This window comes from Rhodococcus globerulus (assembly GCF_019334125.1).
Taxonomy (GTDB): domain Bacteria; phylum Actinomycetota; class Actinomycetes; order Mycobacteriales; family Mycobacteriaceae; genus Rhodococcus_F; species Rhodococcus_F globerula.
In genome coordinates, this window is sequence record NZ_CP079698.1 from 5,500,558 (window position 1) to 5,525,557 (window position 25,000).

22 protein-coding genes and 2 tRNA genes are annotated in these 25,000 nt (G+C 62.1%); 6 read left to right on the plus strand and 18 right to left on the minus strand.

Going from position 1 to position 25,000, the window contains the following annotated elements:
- Window positions 1-7 precede the first annotated feature (7 nt).
- Complete coding sequence (locus KYT97_RS25115; protein WP_219110925.1) at window positions 8-754, plus strand: SDR family oxidoreductase; 747 nt, start codon at window positions 8-10, stop codon at window positions 752-754.
- A gap of 64 nt (window positions 755-818) precedes the next feature.
- On the opposite strand, the gene phoU is transcribed toward KYT97_RS25115, so the two are convergent.
- From phoU to KYT97_RS25140, 5 genes are all read right to left on the minus strand, one after another.
- Window positions 819-1,514: a phosphate signaling complex protein PhoU gene (gene phoU, locus KYT97_RS25120; protein ID WP_033233978.1), complete on the minus strand. Its 696-nt coding sequence runs from the start codon at window positions 1,512-1,514 to the stop codon at window positions 819-821.
- 125 nt (window positions 1,515-1,639) lie between these two features.
- On the minus strand, window positions 1,640-3,661 hold the full coding sequence (locus KYT97_RS25125) for an LCP family protein (protein WP_219110926.1): 2,022 nt from the start codon (window positions 3,659-3,661) through the stop codon (window positions 1,640-1,642).
- A 157-nt stretch (window positions 3,662-3,818) separates the two neighbouring features.
- Window positions 3,819-4,961, minus strand: a complete 1,143-nt coding sequence (dusB, locus tag KYT97_RS25130) for a tRNA dihydrouridine synthase DusB (RefSeq protein WP_219110927.1) — start codon at window positions 4,959-4,961, stop codon at window positions 3,819-3,821.
- 81 nt (window positions 4,962-5,042) lie between these two features.
- The gene (locus KYT97_RS25135) at window positions 5,043-6,002 is read right to left on the minus strand and encodes an acyl-ACP desaturase (RefSeq protein ID WP_033233981.1); all 960 of its coding nucleotides are present in this window, start codon (window positions 6,000-6,002) and stop codon (window positions 5,043-5,045) included.
- Window positions 6,003-6,217: 215 nt separating this feature from the next.
- On the minus strand, window positions 6,218-7,093 hold the full coding sequence (locus tag KYT97_RS25140) for a LysR family transcriptional regulator (RefSeq protein WP_172935980.1): 876 nt from the start codon (window positions 7,091-7,093) through the stop codon (window positions 6,218-6,220).
- 109 nt (window positions 7,094-7,202) lie between these two features.
- Here KYT97_RS25140 and KYT97_RS25145 point away from each other — a divergent pair, with 109 nt between their 5' ends.
- A complete protein-coding gene (locus tag KYT97_RS25145; RefSeq protein ID WP_415395489.1) occupies window positions 7,203-8,450 on the plus strand; it encodes an MFS transporter in 1,248 nt (415 codons plus the stop codon).
- A gap of 211 nt (window positions 8,451-8,661) precedes the next feature.
- Here KYT97_RS25145 and KYT97_RS25150 read toward each other — a convergent pair whose 3' ends face one another.
- From KYT97_RS25150 to leuC, 3 genes are all read right to left on the minus strand, one after another.
- The gene (locus KYT97_RS25150) at window positions 8,662-9,345 is read right to left on the minus strand and encodes an HU family DNA-binding protein (protein ID WP_033236577.1); all 684 of its coding nucleotides are present in this window, start codon (window positions 9,343-9,345) and stop codon (window positions 8,662-8,664) included.
- A gap of 157 nt (window positions 9,346-9,502) precedes the next feature.
- Entirely contained in the window at window positions 9,503-10,111 is a 609-nt protein-coding gene (gene leuD / locus KYT97_RS25155; protein ID WP_033236578.1) for a 3-isopropylmalate dehydratase small subunit, read from the minus strand.
- Window positions 10,112-10,138: 27 nt separating this feature from the next.
- Window positions 10,139-11,551, minus strand: a complete 1,413-nt coding sequence (leuC, locus tag KYT97_RS25160) for a 3-isopropylmalate dehydratase large subunit (RefSeq protein WP_033236579.1) — start codon at window positions 11,549-11,551, stop codon at window positions 10,139-10,141.
- Between the two features lie 182 nt (window positions 11,552-11,733).
- Here leuC and KYT97_RS25165 point away from each other — a divergent pair, with 182 nt between their 5' ends.
- The 3 genes from KYT97_RS25165 (at window position 11,734) to KYT97_RS25175 (ending at window position 13,264) form a co-directional block, all read left to right on the plus strand.
- Window positions 11,734-12,435: an IclR family transcriptional regulator gene (locus KYT97_RS25165; protein WP_033236580.1), complete on the plus strand. Its 702-nt coding sequence runs from the start codon at window positions 11,734-11,736 to the stop codon at window positions 12,433-12,435.
- A gap of 76 nt (window positions 12,436-12,511) precedes the next feature.
- A complete protein-coding gene (locus KYT97_RS25170) occupies window positions 12,512-13,021 on the plus strand; it encodes a pyridoxamine 5'-phosphate oxidase family protein (RefSeq protein WP_219110929.1) in 510 nt (169 codons plus the stop codon).
- Between the two features lie 30 nt (window positions 13,022-13,051).
- Complete coding sequence (locus tag KYT97_RS25175; protein ID WP_033236582.1) at window positions 13,052-13,264, plus strand: DUF5302 domain-containing protein; 213 nt, start codon at window positions 13,052-13,054, stop codon at window positions 13,262-13,264.
- A gap of 143 nt (window positions 13,265-13,407) precedes the next feature.
- On the opposite strand, the gene KYT97_RS25180 is transcribed toward KYT97_RS25175, so the two are convergent.
- The 10 genes from KYT97_RS25180 to KYT97_RS25225 all read right to left on the minus strand — a co-directional run bounded on the left by KYT97_RS25180 (window position 13,408) and on the right by KYT97_RS25225 (window position 24,201).
- Window positions 13,408-13,480: transfer RNA gene (locus KYT97_RS25180), tRNA-Glu, on the minus strand.
- Window positions 13,481-13,602: 122 nt separating this feature from the next.
- Window positions 13,603-13,674: transfer RNA gene (locus KYT97_RS25185), tRNA-Gln, on the minus strand.
- 153 nt (window positions 13,675-13,827) lie between these two features.
- Entirely contained in the window at window positions 13,828-15,303 is a 1,476-nt protein-coding gene (gene gltX, locus KYT97_RS25190; RefSeq protein WP_033236583.1) for a glutamate--tRNA ligase, read from the minus strand.
- A 92-nt stretch (window positions 15,304-15,395) separates the two neighbouring features.
- Window positions 15,396-16,556 carry an alkane 1-monooxygenase gene (locus KYT97_RS25195; protein WP_045067164.1) on the minus strand — a complete coding sequence of 387 codons (1,161 nt, stop codon included), beginning with the start codon at window positions 16,554-16,556 and terminating at the stop codon, window positions 15,396-15,398.
- A gap of 347 nt (window positions 16,557-16,903) precedes the next feature.
- Window positions 16,904-17,677 carry a fumarylacetoacetate hydrolase family protein gene (locus tag KYT97_RS25200; RefSeq protein ID WP_092808550.1) on the minus strand — a complete coding sequence of 258 codons (774 nt, stop codon included), beginning with the start codon at window positions 17,675-17,677 and terminating at the stop codon, window positions 16,904-16,906.
- 100 nt (window positions 17,678-17,777) lie between these two features.
- Complete coding sequence (locus KYT97_RS25205; protein ID WP_033236585.1) at window positions 17,778-18,791, minus strand: 3-isopropylmalate dehydrogenase; 1,014 nt, start codon at window positions 18,789-18,791, stop codon at window positions 17,778-17,780.
- A gap of 72 nt (window positions 18,792-18,863) precedes the next feature.
- A complete protein-coding gene (serA, locus tag KYT97_RS25210) occupies window positions 18,864-20,456 on the minus strand; it encodes a phosphoglycerate dehydrogenase (protein WP_033236586.1) in 1,593 nt (530 codons plus the stop codon).
- 250 nt (window positions 20,457-20,706) lie between these two features.
- The gene (gene ilvC, locus KYT97_RS25215) at window positions 20,707-21,708 is read right to left on the minus strand and encodes a ketol-acid reductoisomerase (protein ID WP_172937779.1); all 1,002 of its coding nucleotides are present in this window, start codon (window positions 21,706-21,708) and stop codon (window positions 20,707-20,709) included.
- Between the two features lie 52 nt (window positions 21,709-21,760).
- A complete protein-coding gene (ilvN, locus tag KYT97_RS25220) occupies window positions 21,761-22,264 on the minus strand; it encodes an acetolactate synthase small subunit (RefSeq protein ID WP_033236588.1) in 504 nt (167 codons plus the stop codon).
- On the minus strand, window positions 22,261-24,201 hold the full coding sequence (locus KYT97_RS25225; RefSeq protein ID WP_033236589.1) for an acetolactate synthase large subunit: 1,941 nt from the start codon (window positions 24,199-24,201) through the stop codon (window positions 22,261-22,263). Before KYT97_RS25225 ends, ilvN begins: the two co-directional genes overlap by 4 nt.
- A 267-nt stretch (window positions 24,202-24,468) precedes the next feature.
- Between KYT97_RS25225 and KYT97_RS25230 the strand changes: the two genes are divergently transcribed.
- A complete protein-coding gene (locus tag KYT97_RS25230) occupies window positions 24,469-24,996 on the plus strand; it encodes a PH domain-containing protein (RefSeq protein ID WP_045067163.1) in 528 nt (175 codons plus the stop codon).
- Window positions 24,997-25,000: the final 4 nt, after the last annotated feature.

The window sequence follows — 25,000 nt, forward strand, 5'->3', positions numbered from 1 at the left end:
AGACATCATGCGGATAGCAGTGCTCGGTGGGACAGGTTTGATGGGCAAGCTCGTAGTTGCGGAAGCCGAGGCGGTGGGCCACGACGTGGTGATCGCGGCCCGCTCGACCGGCGTCGATATCAGCACTGGTGCCGGGCTGGCCGGAGCTCTCGCGGGTGTCGACGCGGTTGTCGATGTCAGTGACCACGTCACCAACAGTGCAAAGAAGGCCGTCGCATTCTTCGAGGCCGCGGCGCAGAACATTGCCGCAGCAGAGAATGCGGCAGGAGTGAAGCACCATGTTGTGCTCTCGATCGTCAACTGTGACGATCCGCGATTGAAGGCATTCGGGTACTACCAGGGTAAGGCTGCGCAGGAACGCGCAGTCAGCGCGTCGGGCATCCCGTTCACGATTCTGCGATCCACGCAGTGGTTCGAGTTCGGCGAGAAGACGGTGTCGCTCATGGGTTTCGGCCCGTTGGCCCTCGTACCGCGGATGAGATCGAAGCCCGTCGCTGCCAAGACCGTTGCGAAGGCGTTGGTGCAGGCAGCGGAGAAGGGGCCGTCGGGTCGCGCTGCTGATCTCGCCGGTCCGGAAGTCCTCGAGATCCCGGAGATGACGAGGAAAATACTGCGCCGTCGAGGCACGCGGAAGTTGCTGATCCCGGTATCCATGCCAGGCGCAGGCAAGGCAATGCGCAGCGGTGCTCTCCTGCCAGGAGCGGACTCGATCAGCGCCGGGCCGACGTTGGACGAATGGCTGGGTTCTAACTGAAGGGACACAACAGAAAGGCGGCCACGCACATGCGCGGCCGCCTTCTGCTCGTGACGGGGAGTGGTTACAGATCCGGGTAGGCGGTCAGTTTGTCGACCTTTTCGGTGGATTCGGGCTCTTCGGGCAGCTTGCCGGTAACGAGGAAGATCACTCGGCGTCCGACCTCGACAGCGTGGTCTGCAAAGCGCTCGTAGAAGCGACCGAGCAACGTGATGTCGACTGCCGCTGCAACCCCGTACTTCCAGTCGCGATCCATGAGGACCGTGAACAGGTGACGGTGCAGGTCGTCCATCGCCTCGTCCTCTTCGCGCAGACGGGCTGCACGCTCGGGATCACGGGTCTCGAGGACTTCCTTTGCCGCGGCACCGATACTGACGGCGATGCGGCCCATCTCGGCGAAGTAGCCGTTGACGACCTCGGGGAGGACGTGGTTCGGATGGCGACGACGCGCAATCTTGGCGACGTGCAGGGCAAGGGCGCCCATGCGGTCGATGTCGGCGACGATCTGGATTCCGCTGACGACGGAGCGGAGATCGCCGGCAACGGGAGCCTGCAAGGCGAGCAGCGCGAAGGCGCGCTCCTCGCAAAGGGTGCTGAGTTCGGTGATCCGGTCGTGTTCGCCGATCACCTGCTCGGCCAGGGTCAGGTCTGCTTGGAGCAGTGACTGGGTGGCTCGCTCCATGGCGGTGCCTGCCAGTCCTGCCATCTCGCCGAGCAAGTCTGCAAGCTCGGTCATCTGTTCGTTGTAAGCCACGCGCATGAGGTGAGAGCCTACGTGCAGTGAAAGACCAAGTCACAAGCGACAGGTGAACGCAAGGTGAATGATCACCGCAGCGTCGTGCGAAATGAACACCGCAGCGTCAGGTGGAGATGATCACTGCAGCGTCAGATGCAGGCTGTGTCTCCGGCGTTGACTGAGGCTATGTCGGAGGGCAGTGACGTCGACACGCTGGTGTCCACCGATGACGGCTCTGCGGACAACGAGGTTCCCGGATCTGCCGGCGCTACGACTGTGCCGGAAAAATCACTGCCGATGACAAGTTCGACCATGTCGCCCATGCTCGGGGTGAGAACGAGTACGGCTCCGGGAATTGCGGATGCGACGGTGGCGGCCTCGGCTTCGTAACCGGCCGCATACCGCACCACAGTCGCCGAGGCCTGGACATTGGCCAGTCCCGTCGCTGCGCTGAAATTACCGATTGTGGAGATCTGGAATCCGTACGCTGCAAGTTGGTCGGCGGCGGTCGCGGCCTGACCGGAAACGCCTGACGCGTTCGAAACATCGATGTAGATGTTGTACGGACTCATTGCCGACACGAGTGTTGCCTCGGGCACCGGCGTCGTGGCGGTGGATGGCGCTGAGCTGGTCGATGTCTTGTCGGTATCGTTGGCACGCTCTTCGCCCGGGAGCGGCTCGTCGTCGATGATTGCCTGGAACAGCGCTTTGATCTCGTCGGTCCGGGGGATTTCATTGCCCCAGTCATTGGTGCCGTCGGTGGGCACGGTCAGGAAGGTGACGGCGCCCGCATCGACGTTCTGCAATGATCGACCCAGCGTGACCAGGGATTTTGTATCGATGTTCTCGACAAACGTGTCCTGCGTGAATGCGTTGATGAACCCGTTGAGCTTGCTGGGATTGAGCAGCACATTGTTGGACAGTGCCGAGCGCAGCAGCGCGGACAGGAACTTCTGTTGCCGCGTGATGCGCCCGTAGTCGCCGTTGCCCTCGGCTTCGACGTGCCTGGCGCGGACGTAGTTCAGCGCGGTCCGGCCGTCGAGTACCTGGTTTCCGCTGTTTGCGAGGACAGTGCCCAGAATGCCGTCTTCGATGGGAACCGGGGTGCAGATGTTGACCCCGCCAACTGTGTCGACCATGCTCTCGAATCCGGCGAAGTCCATGCCGACGAAGTGGCCGATCTTGAGTCCGGACATTTTCTGGATGACCTTGACCAGACACTTCGGGCCACCCAGGGCGTAGGTCGCGTTGAGTTTGTCGCCAGAGGCAGCGGGGAAGGACTCGCTGGTGTACGTCCCGGAACTGTTGTCCCAGCCCTGGCAGACCGGCCGGTCGACGTCGAGGTCGCGGGGAAACGAGACGGCGACGACGCGGCTGCGGTCGGCGGGGATGTTGACCAGCATCACGGTGTCGGCCCGGGCGCCTTCGGCGTCCTCGACGGTGCCGGCGCCGATCTCACCACTTGCGCCGGCCCTGGTATCGGTGCCGACGATCAGATAGGTTTCGTCGCCGAGCTGGCCGCCCGCGTCGACGATGTCGTCGGAGTTGGTGTCGAGCGCAGCGATCTGTTCGAACTTTCCTTCGGTGGTGCGAAGGTAACCCCAGACGACGCCGGTCATGGTCAGTGACATCACGGCAAGAAATGCGACCGCGGATCGGCTGATCGTCTTCATACGCTGGCGGCGTCGAATCTTGTTCAGCGCAAGCCGACTACCACCGGTTTCGCTGACGACACGCGGAGAAGCGGAGGATGGCGGGTCGCTGCTGATCCATTCGGCCGCGGCCGGTGCGATCGGTGGGGGAGGTAGCGGCTTTTCGGGGGGCAGCGGTTTGTCGGGGGGCCTGACGGGAGGCCTCGAGTCAACAGGTGGCGCTGCCGGGCTGCTCTTTTTCGGGGCCGGCGGTTCGACTACACGCTGGCCGGCTGTATCGCCGACTCGTTGGACGAGTTCTGCGACGGAGATGCTGTCGCTCGGTGGTGCGTCACGTCGACCGAATCGGCCGAAGCGTTCACTGCCCCGACGCTCTGACGGCGGGGCGTCGGACTGTGTCGCGCCAGTGGGTTCGGGTTTGGACGAACGACGATTGCGGTATCGCTGATCTGCAAGGGGGCGCTCCCACGGGGCGCGGCTTTCGGGCGAAGGCGGGCCCGAGTCGTGATCATCACCCACCGATGCAACCTGTCTCGTCGTTGACTGCCGATACGGACAGTGCGTCTCTTGTCGTGCGCCGTCCAACTGCTGTTGACGAAGCTGGAGCCATATTACTGGTGGATCCTGAGTTATTCACTCAGAAACTTGGCGAATTGCCCGAATTCACAGCAATGCGTTATCCGCCCGAATGCATGATGTCCGCTCCGACCGGCACCAGATCGTCCTCGGGATCGTCGAGCCAGCCCTCGGGCAGGGCAACCTGACCGGGGGAACCCTGTCGGCCGCGGGGACCTTCGGCGTCCTTCGGGAATGGAACGGAGCTGTCCAGCTGGGCCAGCAGTTCGTCGAGTTCGGTCAGGGTGCTGACCAGTGCCATCGACACGCGCAGGTCCGACCCGACCGGGAATCCGCGCAGATACCAGGACACGTGCTTGCGGAGTTCACGCAAGCCCTTCATCTCACCGTGGTGTGCGGCGAGGAGCTGGGCGTGGCGGGCGATGATCGTGGTGACCTCGCCGAGCGTCGGAGGCGTCGCGATGGGCTGACCGTTGAGAGCCGCGCTGAGCTCTGCAAACAGCCACGGGCGGCCCAGGCATCCGCGTCCGACGACAACGCCGTCACAGCCGGTCTCGTCCATCATGCGGGCGGCGTCGGAGGCGTCGAAGATGTCGCCGTTTCCGAGAATCGGAACGTCGGGAACGTGTTCCTTCAGGCGGGCGATCTCGTTCCAGTCCGCCGTTCCGGAGTAGCGCTGCGACGCGGTGCGCGCGTGCAAGGCAATTGCGGCGGCGCCCTCGGCAGCGGCGATGCGTCCGGCGTCGAGGTGCGTGTGATGGTCCGCGTCGATACCGACGCGCATCTTCACCGTGACAGGAATGTCGGTGCCCTCGGTGGCGCGAACGGCAGCTGCGACGATCTGTCCGAACAGTCGACGCTTGTAGGGGAGCGCGGAGCCGCCACCTTTTCGAGTGACTTTCGGCACTGGGCAGCCGAAGTTCATGTCGATGTGGTCGGCCATGTTCTCGTCGACGATCATTTTGGCCGCAGCGTAGGTCGTCTCTGGGTCGACGGTGTAGAGCTGCAGGGACCGTGGAGTCTCGGTGGGTCCGAAGGTGGTCATGTGCATGGTGGCCGGCTGGCGCTCTACGAGCGCGCGGGCAGTGACCATCTCACATACGTAGAGCCCGGAGGTGCTGCCTGCACGTTCGAGTTCGAGTTCACGACAGAGCGTGCGGAAAGCGACATTGGTGACGCCGGCCATGGGCGCGAGGACCACGGGGCTGTGCAGCTCGAGTGAACCGATACGAAGGGAAGACATGACTACCTCTGAACAAATATTTCTGACAAGTGAAAGTGCCCGGTACCGAATCCGGTACCGGGCACAGAATAGCTGGTGAAACTAAGAGGCCTGCTGTTCACGCTTGGCGGCTTCGCGGGCGAGCATGCGATCGCGCTGCTCCTCGAACTTTGTCGCCTGGGCGGCAAGTGTCTCGAGGAAGGCAGCCAGTTCTTCTCGAGTGTTCTCGCCTTCGGCGCTGAAGTCGTTGCGCTCGAAGATGTTCCACTTGCGCAGAACGGGCCAGATGACCTCGTCGAGGTGCTGACGGAGATCGTAGATTCCGTGCTTGGCCATCAAAACGCCGTTGCGACGGAAGTTGGGCATCCCAGCACCGGGCATCTGGAAATTCTGCACGATGTTCGACACGGACTTCAGTGTCTGATCAGGTGCAAGATCGAGAGCGGCGGCACAGATGTTGCGGTAGAAGATCATGTGCAGGTTCTCGTCGGCGGCGATGCGCTGAAGCATCTTGTCGGCGATCGGCTCGTTGCAGGCCTTGCCGGTGTTGCGGTGGCTGACGCGAGTCGCGAGTTCCTGGAAGGTGACGTACGCGACAGAGTGGAGAACGCCGGCTCCGTCGTCCGGGATGGGCGGGTTGTAGCCGGTGATCATGTGTTCCATGCGGTAGCGCTCGAGCTCGACGGGATCGACGGCGCGCGTGACAACCAGGTAGTCGCGCATCACGATTCCGTGGCGATTCTCTTCGGCGGTCCAGCGGCCGACCCAGGTGCCCCAGGCTCCGTCCTGCGAGAAGTTCTCGGCGATCTCGCGGTGGTACGACGGCAGGTTGTCCTCGGTGAGGAGATTGGTGATCATCGCAGCTCGGGCGACCTCGCCGAGCCGGGATTGTTCGAGACTCCAGTCTTCGCCGCCCATGGCTGCGAAGTTGCGACCCTCGTCCCACGGGACGTAGTCGTGCGGGTGCCATTCCTTTGCCATGGAGATGTGCCGGTTGACGTTCTCTTCGGCAACCGGCTGCAGTTCTGTCAGCAGTTCGAGCTGCGTCAGAATCCTCGTCATTTATTTGCCTCCGTGTTGAGTGAATGCCCGACTTCGCTCCAGCCTACGGTACCGTAGGTTTGGCCTGATCGACATGAACTGATCCCCCTGCGCGAATGTTACCGAGTCGTAGCCAGCGTACGTGGACGGAAGATGGACGCAGTCTGAATTGTCCGATGCGTTCCATTCGCTTGTTGCCGAGATCATACCTGCCGGTTTGGCTGTACGTGTGAGTTTCAGGACCACATATTTTCGCGGACAAAATCACGGAAATCGCGCGCTGGCCTCGACAATTCCCGATTCTCGGTCCAGACAAGCCCGATCTTGCGTGTTGCGCCGGCAAGGGGAACGAACACGATTCCCTCTGCCCAGATGGGCGGATCCTGAATCGGCATGACGGCCACGCCCAGGGATGCGGACACCAACCCGCCCACAGTTGCCAGCTCACTGCTCTCGAAGACGAAATCCGGGGTGAATCCGGCCGCGGCACACATCTCGTCGAGAATTCGCCGCATGCCGAAGTCCAGCTGCATTCCGATGAATTGCTCGCCCGCAGCGTCGGCCAGATCGACCTCGGGCAGGTCCGCGAAACGATGTCCGAGCGGAACGGCGAGGGCAAGTTTTTGCTGCGCTATCTGAGTCCATGCGAGTCGAGGGTTGTCCGGCTGCGGCGACACAAGCGCCAAATCGGCGTCGCCGGTGATAACGCGATCACTCAGGAACTGCGCTCGATCCTGATGGAGTTCGAACCGAACACCTGGATGTTCGGTTCGATATGCCCGAATCATGCGCGGAATCAACCAGGTTCCGAACGAATGGAGGAAGTCGAGTCGCACCGTTCCGGTGTCTGGCCCGGCCAGGGCGTCGATCTGGCGCAACGCGGAATGGAGTGTGTTCAGGGCGCTGGTTGCATGTTCGTAGAGGATGCGGCCGTACCGATTGAGTGTGAGCCGACGGCCGTGTCGGTCGAAGAGCGGCACACCAACGGATCGTTCGAGCCGTGCGAGTTTGCGAGAGAGCGTGGGCTGCGACAGGTGAGTGATATCCGCCGTCGCCGTGACCTGTTGGGTTTCAGCCAGCACGACAAACCACTCGAGATCGTCCGACAACATCACAGGTGGAAGCCTATATGTCTCGGAGGTATGTAGAACAGCAAAGTAATGCATTTTCTTTTGTTGTCATGGGCGCGGAAGATTCTTGCCGGAGGTCGTGACGATGAGCATGTCGGTAGAAATCAGCGCAGGAACAGAAGCCGGCGCAGGACCAGAAGTCGGCGCAGGAATCGCGTCGTACCGCCGGGGATCCGCCGGATACCGCGCGGTGACGCTTGCATTGTTTGCAGCGGGATTGACGACGTTTGTGTCGATGTACTCGGCTCAGGCACTGCTGCCTGCGTTTTCGCACTCTTTCGGAGTCTCGCCCGCGGTTTCGGCCCTGTCCGTTTCGGTGACCACTGGCATGGTTGCATTGGCGATCATTCCGGCGAGTGCATTGTCCGCACGCTTCGGCCGGACCCGCGTCATGATCTTCTCGGCAATCACGTCGTGCGTGATCGGTCTCCTGCTGCCGATGAGTCCGACAATCGAGATTCTGCTGGTGGGCCGAGCGTTCCAAGGCGCTGCGCTGGCGGGAATTCCGGCGGTTGCCATGGCGTATCTCGCGGAGGAGATCGACCCGAAGGATTTAGGCGCAGCGATGGGGCGCTACGTTGCGGGCACCACCGTCGGCGGATTGATCGGACGGTTGATCCCGGCTGCAGTGGTCGACGTAAGTTCTTGGCACTGGGCGCTTTTCGCGGTCGCACTGCTCTCGACGGTCTTTGCGATCGTCATGACCAGGACCCTGCCGGAGTCGCAATTCTTCCAGCCACAACCGGTATCTGTGCGACGGCTAATATCGAATCTGCGCGTTCACCTTGCGAACTCGGCGCTGCGGACGCTTTTCGCGCTGGGTTTCATTGTCATGGGCGCATTTGTTTCCGTCTACAACTTCCTCGGGTTTCGTCTCGCTGCAGCACCTTTCGGACTATCCGAGGCAGTGGTGGGGCTGGTATTTCTGTTCTATCTCGCGGGAACCGTGACATCGACTGCGGCCGGCGCTGCCGCGGACAGAGTTGGGCAGCGGTGGGTGTTGCTTGGCTCCGTATCGGCGACAGCGCTTGGCCTTGCGTTGACCGTCCCCGACAACCTCGCGCTGACGTTGGTGGGGATGTTGCTCTTCACCGGAGGGTTCTTTGCCGCGCATTCCGTAGCCAGTGGGTGGGTCGGCCGACTTGCCCGAGTCCATCGGGCGGAAGCGTCGGCGCTCTACCTGTTTGCCTACTACGCCGGTTCATCCGTTGCCGGCGTTCTGGCAGGTTCAGCCTTTGCGGTGGGCGGCTGGAATGGCGTCAGCATCTTTGTCGCCTGTTTGCTTGTGGTGGCAATGGGATTGTCGCTGAGGATGTTTCGGTCCACCAGGGTTGACTGATTCCAGTTGCGGGGGGGGCGGGGCCCCCCCCCCCGCGGGGGTGGAGTAGGGGGGGGGGGCCCCCCCCCCCGCCCCCCCCCCCCCCCCCCCCACCCCCCCCCCCCCCCCCCCCCCCCCCCCCCGCCCCCCGCCCCCCCCCCCCCCCCCCCCCCCCCCCGCCTCTTGCTTTTACTGCTTGCTTTCCAGCGTCAGGCTTTTCGCCCGAGCGCGACTACTTGGAAGCGCGCTTGGCCGGAGCCTTCTTGGCCGGAGCCTTCTTGGCGGCCGGAGCCTTCTTGGCGGGAGCCTTAGCGGCAACCGTCTTCTTGGCTGCGGTCTTGGCCGGAGCCTTCTTGGCGGGAGCCTTGGCGGCAACCGTCTTCTTGGCTGCGGTCTTTGCCGGAGCCTTCTTGGCGGGAGCCTTAGCGGCAACCGTCTTCTTGGCTGCGGTCTTGGCCGGAGCCTTCTTGGCGGGAGCCTTAGCGGCAACCGTCTTCTTGGCTGCCGTCTTTGCCGGAGCCTTCTTGGCTGCCGTCTTCTTGGCTGCTGCCTTCTTAGCTGCTGCCTTCTTGGCTGCTGCCTTGGTGGCCGGTGCTGCTACGCCGCGCTTGACTGCCGGGCCGCTGGCCGGAAGCTTCTGGCCGCCAGCGATAACCGCCTTGAACTGTGCGCCCGGACGGAAAGCCGGAACCGACGTCGGCTTGACCTTGACGGTCTCGCCCGTACGCGGGTTACGTGCGACACGTGCCGCACGACGACGCTGCTCGAAGACACCGAAGCCGGTGATGGTCACGCTCTCGCCACGGTGGACGGCGCGGACGATGGTGTCCACGACGTGCTCCACTGCATCGGTTGCTGTGCGCCTGTCCGAACCCAGCTTCTCAGTCAGAACATCGATGAGCTCTGCCTTGTTCATTGAAATTCCTCCGCAAATAATGGTCCACCGTAGGACCGACTGAGAACTACGGTAAACCTGATAACGGCAAGAGTCTATGTGCCACGCCAATTCTCAATCAACGTAGCCCCGAAATCGTGACCTATTTCTCTTCTTGCCCGCTATCCCCGATTTCCGTTCAGCCCTGGGAAATTTGGGCCGGGAGGGTAGTCGGTTTCCATGACGGCCTTGACTTTTCGAACTCGGAAATCGCCTCTACCTGGCGCAATGTCAGTCCGATGTCGTCGAGACCCTCGAGCAGACGCCACCTCGTGTAGTCGTCAATACTGAAGGGCACCACCGTTGTTCCGGCACTCACTGTCCGGTTCTCGAGGTCGACGGTCAATTCCAGTCCGGGCTGTTCTTCGAGCAATTTCCACAGCAGTTCGACGTCGCTCTGCTCCACCTGCGCGGCCAGCAGGCCCGCTTTTCCGGCGTTGCCGCGGAAGATATCTGCGAAGCGCGACGCGATCACAACGCGAAAACCGAAGTCGGATAGCGCCCAAACGGCATGCTCTCGCGACGAACCTGTTCCGAAATCCGGACCGGCAACCAGGACACTGCCCTTGTCGTACGGCGCGTGATTGAGGATGAAGTTCGGATCGGTGCGCCAGCCGGCGAACAATCCGTCCTCGAACCCGGTGCGCGTCACGCGTTTCAGATAAACAGCCGGAATGATCTGGTCGGTGTCGACGTTCGAGCGCCGCAGCGGTACGCCGATTCCCTTGTGCGTGCTAAAGGATTCCATCAAAATTCTCCTCGAGTGTTAGGTACGTCAGACCAGATCGGACGGTGCCGACAACGTTCCACGGACGGCGGTGGCGGCAGCGACGAGCGGAGAAACCAGATGTGTCCGCCCGCCTTTGCCTTGACGGCCTTCGAAATTCCGGTTCGACGTCGAAGCCGAACGCTCGCCCGGCGCCAACTGATCCGGGTTCATACCCAGGCACATCGAGCAGCCGGCCTGGCGCCACTCTGCTCCTGCGGCAACAAAGATGTCGCCAAGGCCTTCACTTTCGGCCTGCGCGCGCACCCGCATCGAACCGGGAACGATCAGCATCCGAACACCTTCTGCGACATGGCGACCCTCGAGAACGCCGGCGACCTCACGCAGATCTTCGATTCGACCGTTGGTGCAGGAACCGACGAAGACGGTGTCGACCGAGACCTCACGCAGCGGCATTCCGGCGTCGAGTCCCATGTAGGTGAGCGCCTTCTCGGCTGCCTGACGTTCGTTCTCTTCGACGATTTCTTCCGGATTCGGAACACGGTCACCGAGCGGCGCACCCTGTCCCGGGTTGGTTCCCCACGTGACAAAAGGCGTCAGAGCACTGGCGTCGATGTGGACTTCGTTGTCGAATTCCGCTCCGTCGTCGGTCTTCAGCAGTTCCCAAGCAGCCACTGCTGCATCCCAGTCCGCGCCGGTCGGCGCGTGCGGACGTCCCTTGATGAACTCGTACGTGATCTCGTCCGGGGCGATCATGCCGGCACGGGCACCGGCCTCGATCGACATGTTGCAGATGGTCATACGCGCTTCCATCGACAGTTTCCGGATCGCCTCGCCGCGGTACTCGAGGACATATCCTTGGCCACCGCCGGTGCCGATCTTGGCGATGACAGCAAGAATCAGATCCTTACTCGTGACGCCAGGCGGCAATTCACCGTCGACGGTGATCGCCATCGTCTTGAAGGGGCGCAACGACAATGTCTGCGTTGCCATCACATGCTCGACCTCGCTGGTGCCGATTCCCATTGCGAGAGCGCCGAAAGCGCCGTGGGTCGAGGTGTGCGAATCGCCGCACACGACGGTGGTTCCCGGCTGAGTCAGTCCGAGCTGTGGGCCGACCACATGCACGATGCCCTGATCCAGATCGCCCATGCGGTGCAAGCGAACTCCGAACTCTTCACAATTTCGGCGCAGAGTGTCGACCTGTGTCTTGGAGACAGGATCGGCGATCGGCTTGTCGATGTCGATCGTCGGGACGTTGTGATCCTCGGTGGCGATCGTCAGATCGGGACGGCGCAACTTCCGTCCGGCCAACCGCAATCCGTCGAATGCCTGCGGGCTTGTCACTTCGTGGACGAGGTGGAGATCGATGTAGATAAGGTCGGGATTCTGTCCCTCGCCTTTCACTACAACGTGGTCGTCCCACACCTTCTCGGCGAGAGTGCGTGCTTTCTGTGCCATGTCTTCCACCTCTGTACGTAGCCTCGCGTCGGCGAACTACGGGCTGGCCCGCCGCGCGTGAAATGTAAGTCCGACAGCCCAACAGTTCTCATGCTGCGCATCAAATTCTCGAAAGTGGATGCTGCTGACCTGTCGAAGATCATGCGCTACTATCCCACTATGCGAGAACTTGGTATCGACCTATGAGACAGCATAGCGGCATCGGCGTGCTGGACAAAGCAATGGGCGTGCTCCATGCAGTAGCCGAGGAACCGTGCAGCCTCTCCGAACTCTGTGCGCGCACAGGCCTGCCAAGGGCCACCGCACACCGTCTTGCCGTCGGCCTCGAGGTCCATCGACTTCTCGCCCGCGACTCCGACGGCCTGTGGTGCCCCGGCCCCGGCCTCGCCGAATTGGCTGCCACTGCCAATGATCCTCTGATCGCCGCGGCGGGGCTCATCCTCCCCCGCTTGCGTGAGATCACCGGAGAGAGCGTGCAGCTGTACCGACGCGAAGGTACGGCACGCGTCTGCGTCGCATCGATGGAACCGCCGACCGGCTTGCGTGACACCGTCCTGGTCGGCGCGCGCCTGCCGATGAATGCCGGCTCGGGTGCCAAGGTCCTTCTCGCATGGGCAGATCCGCAGACTCAGCGCGCGGTTCTGGCCGACGCGACCTTCGGAGAGCGCGTCCTTCTCGAAGTTCGCCGGCGGGGCTGGGCCCAGAGTGCGGCCGAGCGCGAACCCGGAGTTGCCAGTGTGGCGGCGCCGGTACGGGACAGCTCCGGCACTGTCGTGGCGGCGATTTCGGTATCCGGACCGATCGACCGGATGGGTAGGCGCCCCGGCGCACGGTGGGCAGCCGACCTTCTCGCGGCGGCAGAAGCGCTGCACAAGCGCCTGTAATCGGACACGTAATCATGTAATCCGTGCCACAGTAAGAACTTCAGGAGTACCCGCAGCCGAGGAGATCACTGCCGTCATGACCGGAAAACAACGCAGCCAGATCACGATGACGGAGTCCGAAATCTCGGACTTCGTCGAAAAGAGCCGTACTGCAACGATGGCCACGCTGAGCGGCAACGGCATGCCGCACCTCATCGCGATGTGGTTTGCGATCGTGGACGGCGAGATCTGGTTCGAGACCAAGGCCAAATCCCAGAAAGCCGTTAACCTACGACGCGACCGGCGGATGTCGGTCTTGATCGAGGACGGTCTCACGTACGACACTCTCCGCGGCGTCTCGATGGAGGGCGTCGGAGAAATAGTCGACGACCCCGACGCCTTGTTCGCGGTCGGCATCAGCGTCTGGGAGCGGTACACCGGGCCTTACTCCGACGATCTACGACCAGCAGTCGACGCCATGCTCCACAAACGCGTCGCGGTACGCTTCATCCCCGAGCGCACACGGTCCTGGGACCACCGCAAACTCGGAATGCCGGCGATGCCGTTGTCCGGGTCTACAGCTCCCGCTCCTGAAGGCGTAGCTTGACCACAGGCCCAAAATCCAAGGAGCACACAGATGAGCGAGCAGGACAGCACCAATCCGGAATCCGAAACGACGTCTGAATCGGAAACACCGGCGGAGGCCAACAAGCGCAAGTTCCGCGAAGCACTCGAGCGCAAGAACCACAGCAACGCCACTGCAGCCGATCATCGCGACGGTCAGTCGAAGGTCCACAGCACTCATGGTTCCGCTGATCACAAACGCGAATTCCGTCGCAAGAGCGGATAGGCACGCGGCCTTCCCGAAGATGAGATGACAATCACCCCAGTCGATTTCGACTGGGGTGATTGTTTTGTGGCGCCACTGTTCACTGATTGAGCGCATAACAAGAAAGACCCTCCGATCAGATGATCGAAGGGTCTTTCTTTTTGTAGCCCCGACGGGATTCGAACCCGCGCTACCGCCTTGAGAGGGCGGCGTCCTAGGCCGCTAGACGACGGGGCCAGGACACGCTTTAAGCATGTTCTATTTTTTCGCACTTCAAGAACTTCCCTTTCGGGCTGTTCTCTGGAAGCTCAGCAAGCTTAGCTTGTCTGAGTCCGGCTGCAAAATCGACCGGATTTTCGCTGGGGTACCAGGACTCGAACCTAGAATGGCGGTACCAGAAACCGCTGTGTTGCCAATTACACCATACCCCAAAGGTCTTGCTTGGCCTTGCTCGCTCCGCTTCGCTGTAATGCTTGGCGGCTCGTCTCCGGCCGAAAAGAAGATTACCAGTACCCCCGCCCCAAATACCAAATCGTATGGTCACGGGACGTTTTTACTTCATTTCCGGCCGGAGACAATCCTATTTAGGCGCTTACTGCTGCCCTACCGGCACGCAACCGGGCAAGAGAGACGTCGCGACCGAGCAATTCCATCGACTCGTACAGCGGAGGGCTGATGTGAGAGCCCGTAATCGCCACCCTGACCGGAGCGAAGGCCTTACGCGGCTTGAGCTCCAGATCCTCGATGAGCGCCTTCTTGAGGGCTTCCTCGATACTTGCCGCCGTCCACTCCGAGACAGCGTCGAGTGCAGCAAGAGACGCGTCCAGAACCGGACCCGCATCTTCCTTCAGGTTCTTGGCCGCAGCAGCAGGATCGAGAGCAAACGACGCCTCGTCGACGAACAGGAACTTCAGCAGATCCCACGCGTCGGACAGAACGACGATGCGGGTCTGCACGAGGTCCGCCGCAACAGTGAACGTCGCTTCGTCCACGTCGGCACTGATGTGGCCGTGCTCGACCAGGAACGACTTCAGTCGGGCCGCGAAGTCAGCCGGCTCGAGCAAGCGAATGTGCTCGGCGTTGATCGCGTCGGCCTTCTTCTGGTCGAACCGTGCCGGATTGGAATTGACCTTGGAGATGTCGAACGCCGCAACCATCTCGTCGAGCGAGAACACGTCGTGGTCGTCCGCGATACTCCAGCCGAGCAGAGCCAAGTAGTTCAACAGCCCCTCGGGGATGAACCCGCGGTCACGGTGAATGAACAGGTTGGACTCGGGGTCACGCTTGGAGAGCTTCTTGTTGCCCTGACCCATCACGAAGGGAAGGTGACCGAAGGACGGCGTGAAATCCGCAACACCGATCCGGATCATCGCCTCGTACAGAGCCAACTGCCTCGGAGTGGACGAGAGGAGGTCCTCACCGCGCAGAACGTGCGTGATCTTCATCAACGCATCGTCGACGGGATTGACCAACGTGTAGAGAGGAATGCCGTTGCCGCGCGTCAACGCGAAGTCCGGCACCGTTCCGGCCTTGAACGTGGTCTCGCCGCGAACGAGGTCGTTCCACGTCAGGTCGTGATCAGGCATCCGAAGGCGAACTACCGGCTTACGTCCGTCTGCGATGTACGCCGCGCGCTGCTCGTCGGTGAGATCCCGATCGAAATTGTCGTAGCCGAGCTTCGGATCGCGTCCGGCTGCCTTGTGCCGCGCTTCCACCTCTTCGTTGGTCGAGTACGACTCGTAGGCCTCGCCCGCCGCAAGCAACTTTGCGACGACGTCGAGATGCAGATCACGACGCTCGGACTGGCGGTACGGCGCATGCGGCCCACCGACCTCGGGGCCCTCGTCCCATGTCAGACCCAGCCAGCGCAGGGCGTCGAGGATCGCCTGATAAGACTCTTCGCTGTCCCGTTGAGCATCGGTGTCTTCGATGCGGAACACGAAGGTTCCACCGTGATGTCGTGCGAACGCCCAGTTGAAAAGGGCGGTGCGCACCAAACCCACGTGCGGGGTTCCGGTGGGTGACGGACAGAAACGGACGCGTACTTCGCTGTTGGTCATGGCTCACTTGGCTCGGCGATGATGGATGGTCGTACTACAGATTAGTCCCGCCGACTCTTCGTTTTCCCTGAAAGTGGTGAGCAGGCCAACCGTCAGCGCCCGGGGAGCACGTTTATCCGGCTCATGTCGCCGTCGTAATACGCAAGAAGTCGCTTGTCCATGATCGAGCGCCACAACGGCGGGACCCACGCACAGACGATCATGACCGCGTATCCCGCCGGCAACTGCGGTGCGTCGGCGGCGCTGCGAAGGCTCTGGTAGCGCAAACGCGGATTGGCGTGATGATCACTGTGACGCTGCAATTGATAGAGGAACAAATTGCTCACGACATGGTCGCTGTTCCAACTGTCCTCCGGTGAGCAGCGAACGTATGTACCGTCGTCACGCTTGGCACGGAGCAACCCGTAATGCTCGAGGTAGTTCGCTGTTTCCAGGAAGGTGAATCCGGCAATGGCCTGCACAACGAGCCACGGCGCGATCTCCCAGCCGAATACCGCGATGAGCGAGCCGAACAACACCACACTCATCGCCCATCCATTGAGGATGTTGTTCTTGTAACTCCAGGTACTCACTCCCGCACGTTCGAGGCGAGCGCGCTCGATCTGCCACCCGGAGCGCAGCCCCCCGATAACGCTCCGCGGCAAGAAGAACCAGAAATTCTCGCGGTACCGCGAACTTGCGGGATCTTCGGGTGTTGCAACCCGCACGTGGTGACCGTGATTGTGTTCGACAAAAAAGTGGCCGTAGAAAGACTGCGCCAGTGCGATTTTGGCCAACCACTTTTCGAGCTTCTCACTCTTGTGGCCCATTTCGTGCGCCGCGTTGATTCCAACGCCGGCAACGACTCCGACGGTCATCGCGAGCGCGAACTTCTCCCCCGACGCCATCGGCGAATTCACCCAGCACCAGCACGCAAACACGAGGCCGATGTATTGCAACGGCAGAAACAGGTACGTGCACCAGCGGTAGTAACGATCGGCCTGCAACTCCGGAATCTTCTCGTCCGGCGGACTGTTCCCGTCCTCACCGGCAAGCAGATCGACAAGCGGAATCACAATCACGATCAGCCAGGCCCCGACAGCCCAGAACAGACCCAGCGTCAGCTTCTCTACCAGGAACCATGCCGCGAACGGACTGAGCGGTACCAGTAGACCTAGCGGCCACAGATATCGCTTCTTGTCGCGCCACTTCGGTGCTGCGGACTCACTCGGCCCGATCGACCGAGTGCGCCGGTACGCAGTAAAGGCGCCCATGTGCCACAGCCTCCATTTTCCGAAATCTCATTAATACCCCACTGGCATCACACCAGTTATCGACCAGAATACGGATGAACGTTACATTGGCAAACCCAGGGTTATCATCTATACGATTTGCCCTTTTGGTCGTATTTGTTCCTATTCTGGCGATAAACATGCAGGTAAAAATACACATTCAGGAACTTCTCATTGCGCGTCCGTAACGCTGATTCGACGCAATTGTGATGATAACTACCTCATAACTATTTCACTCCTGCAAAGGCGGGACAGACAGTTATCAAACCGACAAGAAATCGAAAAGGGGCCTCACCCGTACGGATGAGACCCCTGATCGAACGTGATGGTCAGCGTTTTGCGATCACCGGGTTGGTGAGCGTGCCGATCCCGGACACCGTGACCGAGACGGAATCGCCGGCAACGATCGGACCGACCCCGGCCGGGGTGCCCGTGAGGATGACGTCGCCCGGGAGCAGAGTCATGACAGCCGAAATCCACTCGATGATCTTCGGAATGTCGTGCAGAAGGAAAGCAGTGCTGCTGTCCTGCTTGACTGCGCCGTTGACCTCGGTCTTGATGTCGACGTCCGACGGATCCAAAGCCGTTTCGATCCACGGACCGAGCGGGCAGAACGTGTCATGACCCTTTGCTCGGGTCCACTGACCGTCGTGGCGCTGGTGATCGCGCGCAGACACGTCATTGGCAACGGTGTATCCGAGAACAACACTCAGGGCCTTTGCGGCCGGAACGTCCTTGCACGGCTGCCCGATGACGATCGCGAGTTCACCCTCGAAATGCACTTCGGTTGAACTGGGCGGCAACACGATCGGCGCACCGGGGCCGACGATGGATGTGTTGGGCTTGAGGAAGATCACCGGATCTGCCGGCGCCTCGCCGCCCATCTCGGCAACATGATCCGCATAGTTCTTGCCGATGCAGATCACCTTGCTGGCAAGGATCGGCGCCAACAGGCGCACATCGGCTAGTGGCCAACTACGGCCGGTAAAGGTGGGGTTTCCGAACGGGTGCTCGGCAATTTCCTTGGCGACGAGGGCATCCTCTTCACCTTCGATACTGACAAACGCAACACCATCGGGACTGGCAATTCGACCAAGACGCATGTTGGCAAGTCTATCGGGATGCCGGAAACGACTGACGCGCGCAAGCCGTAAGGCTTACGCGCGTCAGAGCCGTGAGACGAATCTTACAGAGCGGCGGTGCTTACAGTGCTGCAGTAATGCGGTCGCCGATCTCGGTGGTGGAGATCGGGCCGTCGCCGCGGGTAGCCAGGTCAGCAGCGACCACAGCCTCGACGCGAGCGGCGTCGTCCTCGCGTCCGAGATGGCGAAGAAGCAGTGCGGCAGAGAGGATCGCGGCGGTGGGATCTGCGATTCCCTTGCCTGCGATGTCCGGGGCACTGCCGTGAACGGGCTCGAACATCGACGGGTTGGTACCGGACGCATCGATGTTTCCGCTTGCGGCCAAACCGATTCCGCCGGTCACCGCGCCGGCCAGGTCGGTGATGATGTCACCGAACAGGTTGTCCGTCACGATGACGTCGAAGCGCGACGGGTCGGTCACCATGTAGATGGTGGCAGCGTCGATGTGGCAGTACGCCGTCTCGACGTCCGGGAACTCCGCTCCGACGGTCTCGATCGCACGCGTCCAGATCGCTCCCGCGTTGGAAAGCACGTTGGTCTTGTGGATCAGCGTGAGGTGCTTGGAACGCGTCTGCGCCAACGCAAATGCGTAACGAACAACACGCTCGGCGCCGAACCAGGTGTTGATCGACACCTCGGTCGCGATCTCGTGATCGGTGCCGACGCGGATGGCGCCGCCGTTACCGGTGTACGGGCCCTCGGTGCCTTCACGAACCACGACGAAGTCGATCTCGGGCTGCGCCGCGAGCGGCGACGTGGCACCCGGGTACAGCTGCGCCGGACGGAGGTTGACGTGATGATCGAGCTGGAAACGCATGTTCAGCAGCAAACCGCGCTCGAGGATGCCCGGCGCAACGATCCGCGGATCGCCGATGGCGCCCAACAGGATTGCGTCGTGCTGACGGATCTGGTCCAGCTCGTCTGCAGGCAGCAGTTCACCGGTGGCGTTGTAGCGACGGGCACCGAGATCGTATTCGGTGGTTTCCAGATCGGGGACCAACTTGCCGAGCACCTTGAGTGCTTCAGCTGTGACCTCGACACCGATTCCGTCACCGGGAATGACCGCAAGCTTCATTGAATCCTCATTCGGTAGAACTGTGCGCCTTCATCAACCGCAAGGGTTGACAAAGGCGCACAGTGAAAACAATCAGGAAAGGTCGACCTGGGCAACGCGGGCGTCGAGCTGCGAGACGATTGCCTCGACATCGGCGTCGGAGACAACCTTGTCGACGCGCAGGATCGCCGTTGCGCCTTCGCCTTCGGCGTCCTGGCTCAGTGCTGCGGCGAGGATGTCGATGCCGGAGTTACCGAGGACGGTACCGAGCACACCGAGAACACCCGGGCGATCGCCGTAGTGGACAACGATGTTGTGACCCTCGGCGCGCAGGTCGAAGCTGCGGCCGTTGATGCTGACGATCTTCTCGACCTGCTGCAGGCCGGTGAGTGCGCCCGTGACGGAGGTGACGGTGCCGTCGGCGGCAACTGCACGAACCTCGACTGCGCTGCGGTGAGCGAGTGCCTCGGAGTGCTTTTCGACGGACACGGTGACGCCGCGCTGCTCGGCGAGTGCCGGAGCGTTGACGAACGTGACAGCCTCGTCGCTGCTTGCGGAGAACACGCCGCGCAGAGCAGCGAGGCCGAGGATGTCGACGGTTTCAGCGGACAGCTCGCCGGAGGCGACAACCTGGACCGTCTGAACAGCTTCGGGAGACAGCGTCGCAGCAAGGAGACCGAGCTTGCGGACGAGCTCGAGCCACGGAGCAACTTCTTCGCCGACCGGGCCACCGGAGACGTTGACTGCCTCGGGGACGAAGTCGCCGGCCAGAGCCAGGAGAACGCTCTTGGCGACGTCAATGCCTGCACGGTCCTGAGCTTCGGACGTCGAAGCACCGAGGTGCGGGGTGACGACGACGTTCTCGAGGCCGAAGAGCTTGGAGTCGGTGCAAGGCTCGGTGTTGAACACATCGAGACCGGCGCCGCGAACCTTGCCGGAGACCAGAGCGTCGTACAGCGCATCTTCGTCGATCAGTCCACCGCGAGCGGCGTTGACGATGATGACGCCGTCCTTGGCGCGGGAGAGACGCTCGGCGTTGATCAGGCCGGCCGTTTCCTTGGTCTTGGGGAGGTGAACGGAGATGAAGTCCGCACGCTCGACGAGCTCGTCGATGGTGACCAGTTCGATGCCGAGCTGCGCTGCGCGAGCTGCGGGCAAGTAGGGGTCGTACGCGATGATGGTGGTTTCGAACGCGGCGAGACGCTGTGCGAACAGCTGGCCGATGCGGCCGAGGCCGACAACGCCGACGGTCTTGCCGAGGATCTCGACGCCGTTGAACTTGCTGCGCTTCCAGGTGCTTTCGCGCAGGGTCTTGTCTGCGGCGGGGATCTGGCGAGCCGTCGACATGAGCAGAGCAACTGCGTGCTCGGCTGCCGAGTGGATGTTGGAGGTCGGTGCATTGACGACCATCACGCCGCGCTCGGTGGCTGCGGGGATCTCGACATTGTCCAGGCCGACACCGGCGCGGCCGATGATCTTCAGCTTGGTGCCTGCGGCCAGAACCTCGGCGTCGACGGTGGTGGCGGAGCGAACAAGAATCGCGTCGGCATCGGGCACAGCTGCGAGCAGGGCAGCGCGGTCGGGTCCGTCGACCCACCGCACCTCCACACCGTCGCCGAGTGCCTCGACTGTGGACGGCGCGAGCTTGTCTGCGATCAGAACAACGGGGCGGCCAGGCTGGCTCACGTGCAAACTCCCTGATTAGGTGGGTGTGGGGGTGGTTTAACCCCCAGTAGTTTAGTGCGCGCCGTCTCGGCGTCCACAACTCGGTAGGCAATACCACATAGTGGACACTTTTGCGGGCGAATTCTCAATGAGAATTACGGCGGGCTTCAGTTGGCCCGGCAAAGACCTCCGGCCCAATGCCACTCCGGTCCAAGATAATTGGACCGAAGCAGGCATCAGGCCGGAGTGAAGACAAGCTGAAACAGCTTGATTACGCCGTTTCGGTGATCGGACGATCGACCCAGCTCATCAGGTCGCGCAGCTTCTTGCCGGTGACCTCGATGGGGTGCTCGGCGTTAGCCTTGCGCAGGCCTTCGAGTTCGGTGTTGCCGTTCTCGACGTTGGCAACCAGACGACGGGTGAACTCGCCGGACTGGATGTCGGCCAGGATCGCCTTCATGCGCTCCTTGGTGCCTGCATCGATGACGCGCGGGCCGGACAGGTAGCCACCGAACTCAGCGGTGTCGGACACCGAGTAGTTCATGCGGGCGATGCCGCCTTCGTACATGAGGTCGACGATGAGCTTGAGCTCGTGCAGAACCTCGAAGTACGCCATCTCGGGTGCGTAGCCGGCCTCGACCATGACCTCGAAACCGGTCTTGACCAGTTCCTCGGTGCCACCGCAGAGCACAGCCTGCTCGCCGAAGAGGTCCGTCTCGGTCTCTTCCTTGAACGTGGTCTTGATGACGCCTGCGCGCGTTCCACCGATGCCCTTGGCGTAGGACAGAGCGAGAGCCTGGCCTTCACCCTTGGGGTCCTGGTCGATTGCGATGAGCGCGGGAACACCCTTGCCGTCGACGAACTGACGACGCACCAGGTGGCCGGGGCCCTTGGGCGCAACCATGCCGACGGTGACGAACTCCGGAGCCTTGATCAGGTCGAAGTGAATGTTCAGGCCGTGACCGAAGAACAGCGCGTCGCCGTCCTTGAGGTTGGGCTCGATGTCATTGGTGAAAATGCTTGCCTGGGCGGTATCCGGTGCGAGCACCATGATGACGTCGGCCCACTCGGAAACCTCTGCCGGCGTGCCGACCGTCAGGCCTGCTTCTTCAGCCTTGTCGCGGGACTTGGAGCCCTCCTTGAGGCCGATGCGGACCTCGACACCCGAGTCGCGCAGGCTCAGCGAATGGGCGTGGCCCTGGCTTCCGTAGCCGATCACAGCAACCTTGCGGCCCTGAATGATCGACAGATCGGCATCGTCGTCGTAGAACATCTCGACTGCCACAGTTCTCAACCTCTCCTTGGATTATTACGTGTCTAAAGTACTAGCGGGTGGCCGTGATCGACTTCGGCCCTCGACCGACTGCCACGACCCCGGACTGAACGATCTCCCGGATACCGTACGGATCAAGCATCCGCAGCAGTGCATCCAGCTTGGACCGGGTACCGGTCGCCTCGATGGTGACGGACTCCGGGGAGACGTCGATTACCTTGGCGCGGAACAGGTTCACCGTTTCGATGACCTGGGTGCGCACGCTTGCATCTGCGCGCACCTTGATGAGCACAAGCTCGCGAGCGACGGAAGCATCACCGTCTTGCTCGACGATCTTGATGACGTTGATCAGCTTGTTGAGCTGCTTCGTCACCTGCTCGAGGGGGAACTCGTCGACCGTGACGACGATGGTCATTCGAGAGATCTCGGGGATCTCGGTGCCGCCCACCGCGAGGGATTCGATGTTGAATCCACGGCGGGAGAACAGGGCGGAGACGCGAGCGAGCACGCCTGGCTTGTCCTCGACGAGAACGCTGAGGGTGTGGGTGGTGCTCACTGCTGGTCCTCCCCTGTGCCCGCGGCGGGTCCGGCTTGCTCGCGCGACATGGCTTCATGGATGACGGCGGGCTCGGCTACTGCCTCGTCGTCGTCGAACAGCGGCCGGATACCCCGAGCCGCCATGATCTCGTCATTGCTGGTTCCAGCGGCGACCATCGGCCACACCTGTGCGTCGGCGGTGACGATGAAGTCGATCACGACAGGCTTGTCGTTGATGGACTGCGCCTCACGGATCGCAGCTTCGACATCTTCTTCGCGCTCGACACGAATTCCGTGGCAGCCCAATGCTTCTGCGAGCTTGACGAAGTCCGGGATGCGGATGGCGCCGTGCGTTCCGAGGTTGGTGTTGGAGTAGCGCTCTTCGTAGAAGAGTGTCTGCCACTGACGAACCATGCCGAGGTTGCCGTTGTTGATGAGGGCGACCTTGATCGGGATACCCTCGAGCGCGCAGGTGGCCAGTTCCTGATTGGTCATCTGGAAGCAGCCGTCACCGTCGATGGCCCACACCTCGGTGTCCGGCATGCCCATCTTTGCGCCCATGGCAGCGGGAACCGCGTAGCCCATGGTGCCGAGTCCACCCGAGTTGAGCCACGTGCGCGGCTTCTCGTAGCTGACGAACTGGGCTGCCCACATCTGGTGCTGACCGACGCCGGCGCAATAGATGGCGTCCGGTCCGGCGAGCTTGCCGACGGTCGAGATGACGAACTCGGGGCTCAGCTGACCGTCGGTGGGACGGTCGTAGCTCAGCGGGTATGTACGCCGGATGTCGTTCAGGTACGCCCACCATTCGGTGAGTTCGAACGTGGTGCCCGTGGCCATGTCGGCACGGATGGCCTCGATGAGTTCGGTGATGACCTCTTTGCAGTCGCCCACGATCGGGACGTCGGCGTAACGGTTCTTGCCGATCTCGGCCGGGTCGATGTCGGCGTGGATGACCTTGGCATCGGGAGCAAAGGAATTCAGCTGACCGGTAACGCGGTCGTCGAAGCGGGCGCCGAGTGTGATCAGCAGGTCGCTACGCTGCAGTGCTGCCACTGCGGCAACAGTGCCGTGCATTCCGGGCATGCCGCAGTTGAGATCGTGGCTGTCCGGGAACGCGCCGCGGGCCATCAGCGTGGTGACCACGGGAATGCCCGTCAGCTCGGCGAGTTCGAGCAGCTCGGCAGAAGATTCGGACTTGATGACGCCGCCACCGACGTAGAGGACTGGAGACTTGGCGTCGGCGATCAGGCGCGCAGCTTCGCGGACCTGCTTGCCGTGCGGCTTGGTGACCGGACGGTATCCGGGCAGGCGCATCTCCGGCGGCCACGAGAACGTGGTCTGAGCCTGGAGGATGTCCTTGGGGATATCGACCAAGACCGCGCCGGGGCGACCGCTGGATGCGAGGTAGAAAGCCTCGGCCATGATGCGCGGGATGTCGATACCGTCGGTGATCAGGAAGTTGTGCTTCGTGATCGGCATGGTGATACCGGAGATGTCGGCTTCCTGGAAGCCGTCGGTACCGATCAGCGAACGCGCGACCTGTCCGGTGATGGCCACGATCGGAACGGAGTCCATTTGAGCGTCGGCCAGCGGCGTGACCAGGTTGGTTGCACCGGGACCCGAAGTGGCCATGCAGACGCCGACCTTGCCGGTGGCCTGCGCGTAACCCGTGGCGGCGTGGCCGGCACCCTGCTCGTGGCGCACAAGTACGTGACGGACCTTGACCGAATCGAAGAGCGGATCGTACACAGGCAGCACGGCACCGCCGGGGATGCCGAATACCGTGTCGACCTCGAGCTCTTCGAGGGCGCGAACGACAGACTGCGCGCCCGTTACCCGCTCCGGGGGGAGCTGGCGACGGGTAGCCGTCTGCGATGCGGCAGCCGCGGTAGTCGGGCTCGGTGTCCCTGACTTGCGCGGCGTGGGTTGAGGCCGTGCTGTTGGTGCGCTCACTGGGAAATCCTCTGATTTGGCTCCGGGCAACAAAAAACCCCCGTCAGCATCTGCTGAGCGAGGGTGGCGCGTCGTTATCTGGTGAGTTGAAAATTATCGACTCAGGCGACGACGCGCCGGTCGATTACGAGCAACTCATTCTGTTTCACGCACTCGACAGTAGAGGCGCTAGTCGCGAACGGCAAACTTGGTGAGTCAACCGTCCCAGAATCTGAGATACATCGGCTGCAATGCGAAGATGTAGAGGTGTCAACTTCGCAGCAGCCCGTGCCACCGGTTCAATCATCCCACACGCCGAAACCACTTCGGCACGTCATCCGCATTTCGCAGCTCGCCTACATGGCGTGCGCCTTCCTGCTCTTCGCGGTCAGCTTCCCGATCTTCGGCTGGCCCGCAGCATTCAGCTGGTTGCTGATCCTGCCGATCATCGCCGTCTACTTCGTCGCCCGGGTCCGCACCACCGTCAGCCCCGACGGCCTCGAGGTTCGTTCGATGTTCTCCAGCCGCACGCTGAGCTGGGACGAGGTCAAGGGCTTCCGTTTCCCGAAGCGCAGCTGGGCCCGCGCCGAACTCACCGACGGAACCGAGGTGACACTGCCGGCCGTCAGCTTTGTCCGGCTCCCCGAAATTGCGATCGCCAGCGGTGGTCGCATCACCGATCCCTACGCGGCAGCGGCAGACGCCTTCGACGCCGAAGAAGCGGAACGGGCCGAACAGTCCGCAAGCGGCAGCGCCCCTGAGCCCGAATCCGAATCCGAGCCGTCGAACGACCAGCCCGAATCAGAACAGAAGTAGCACG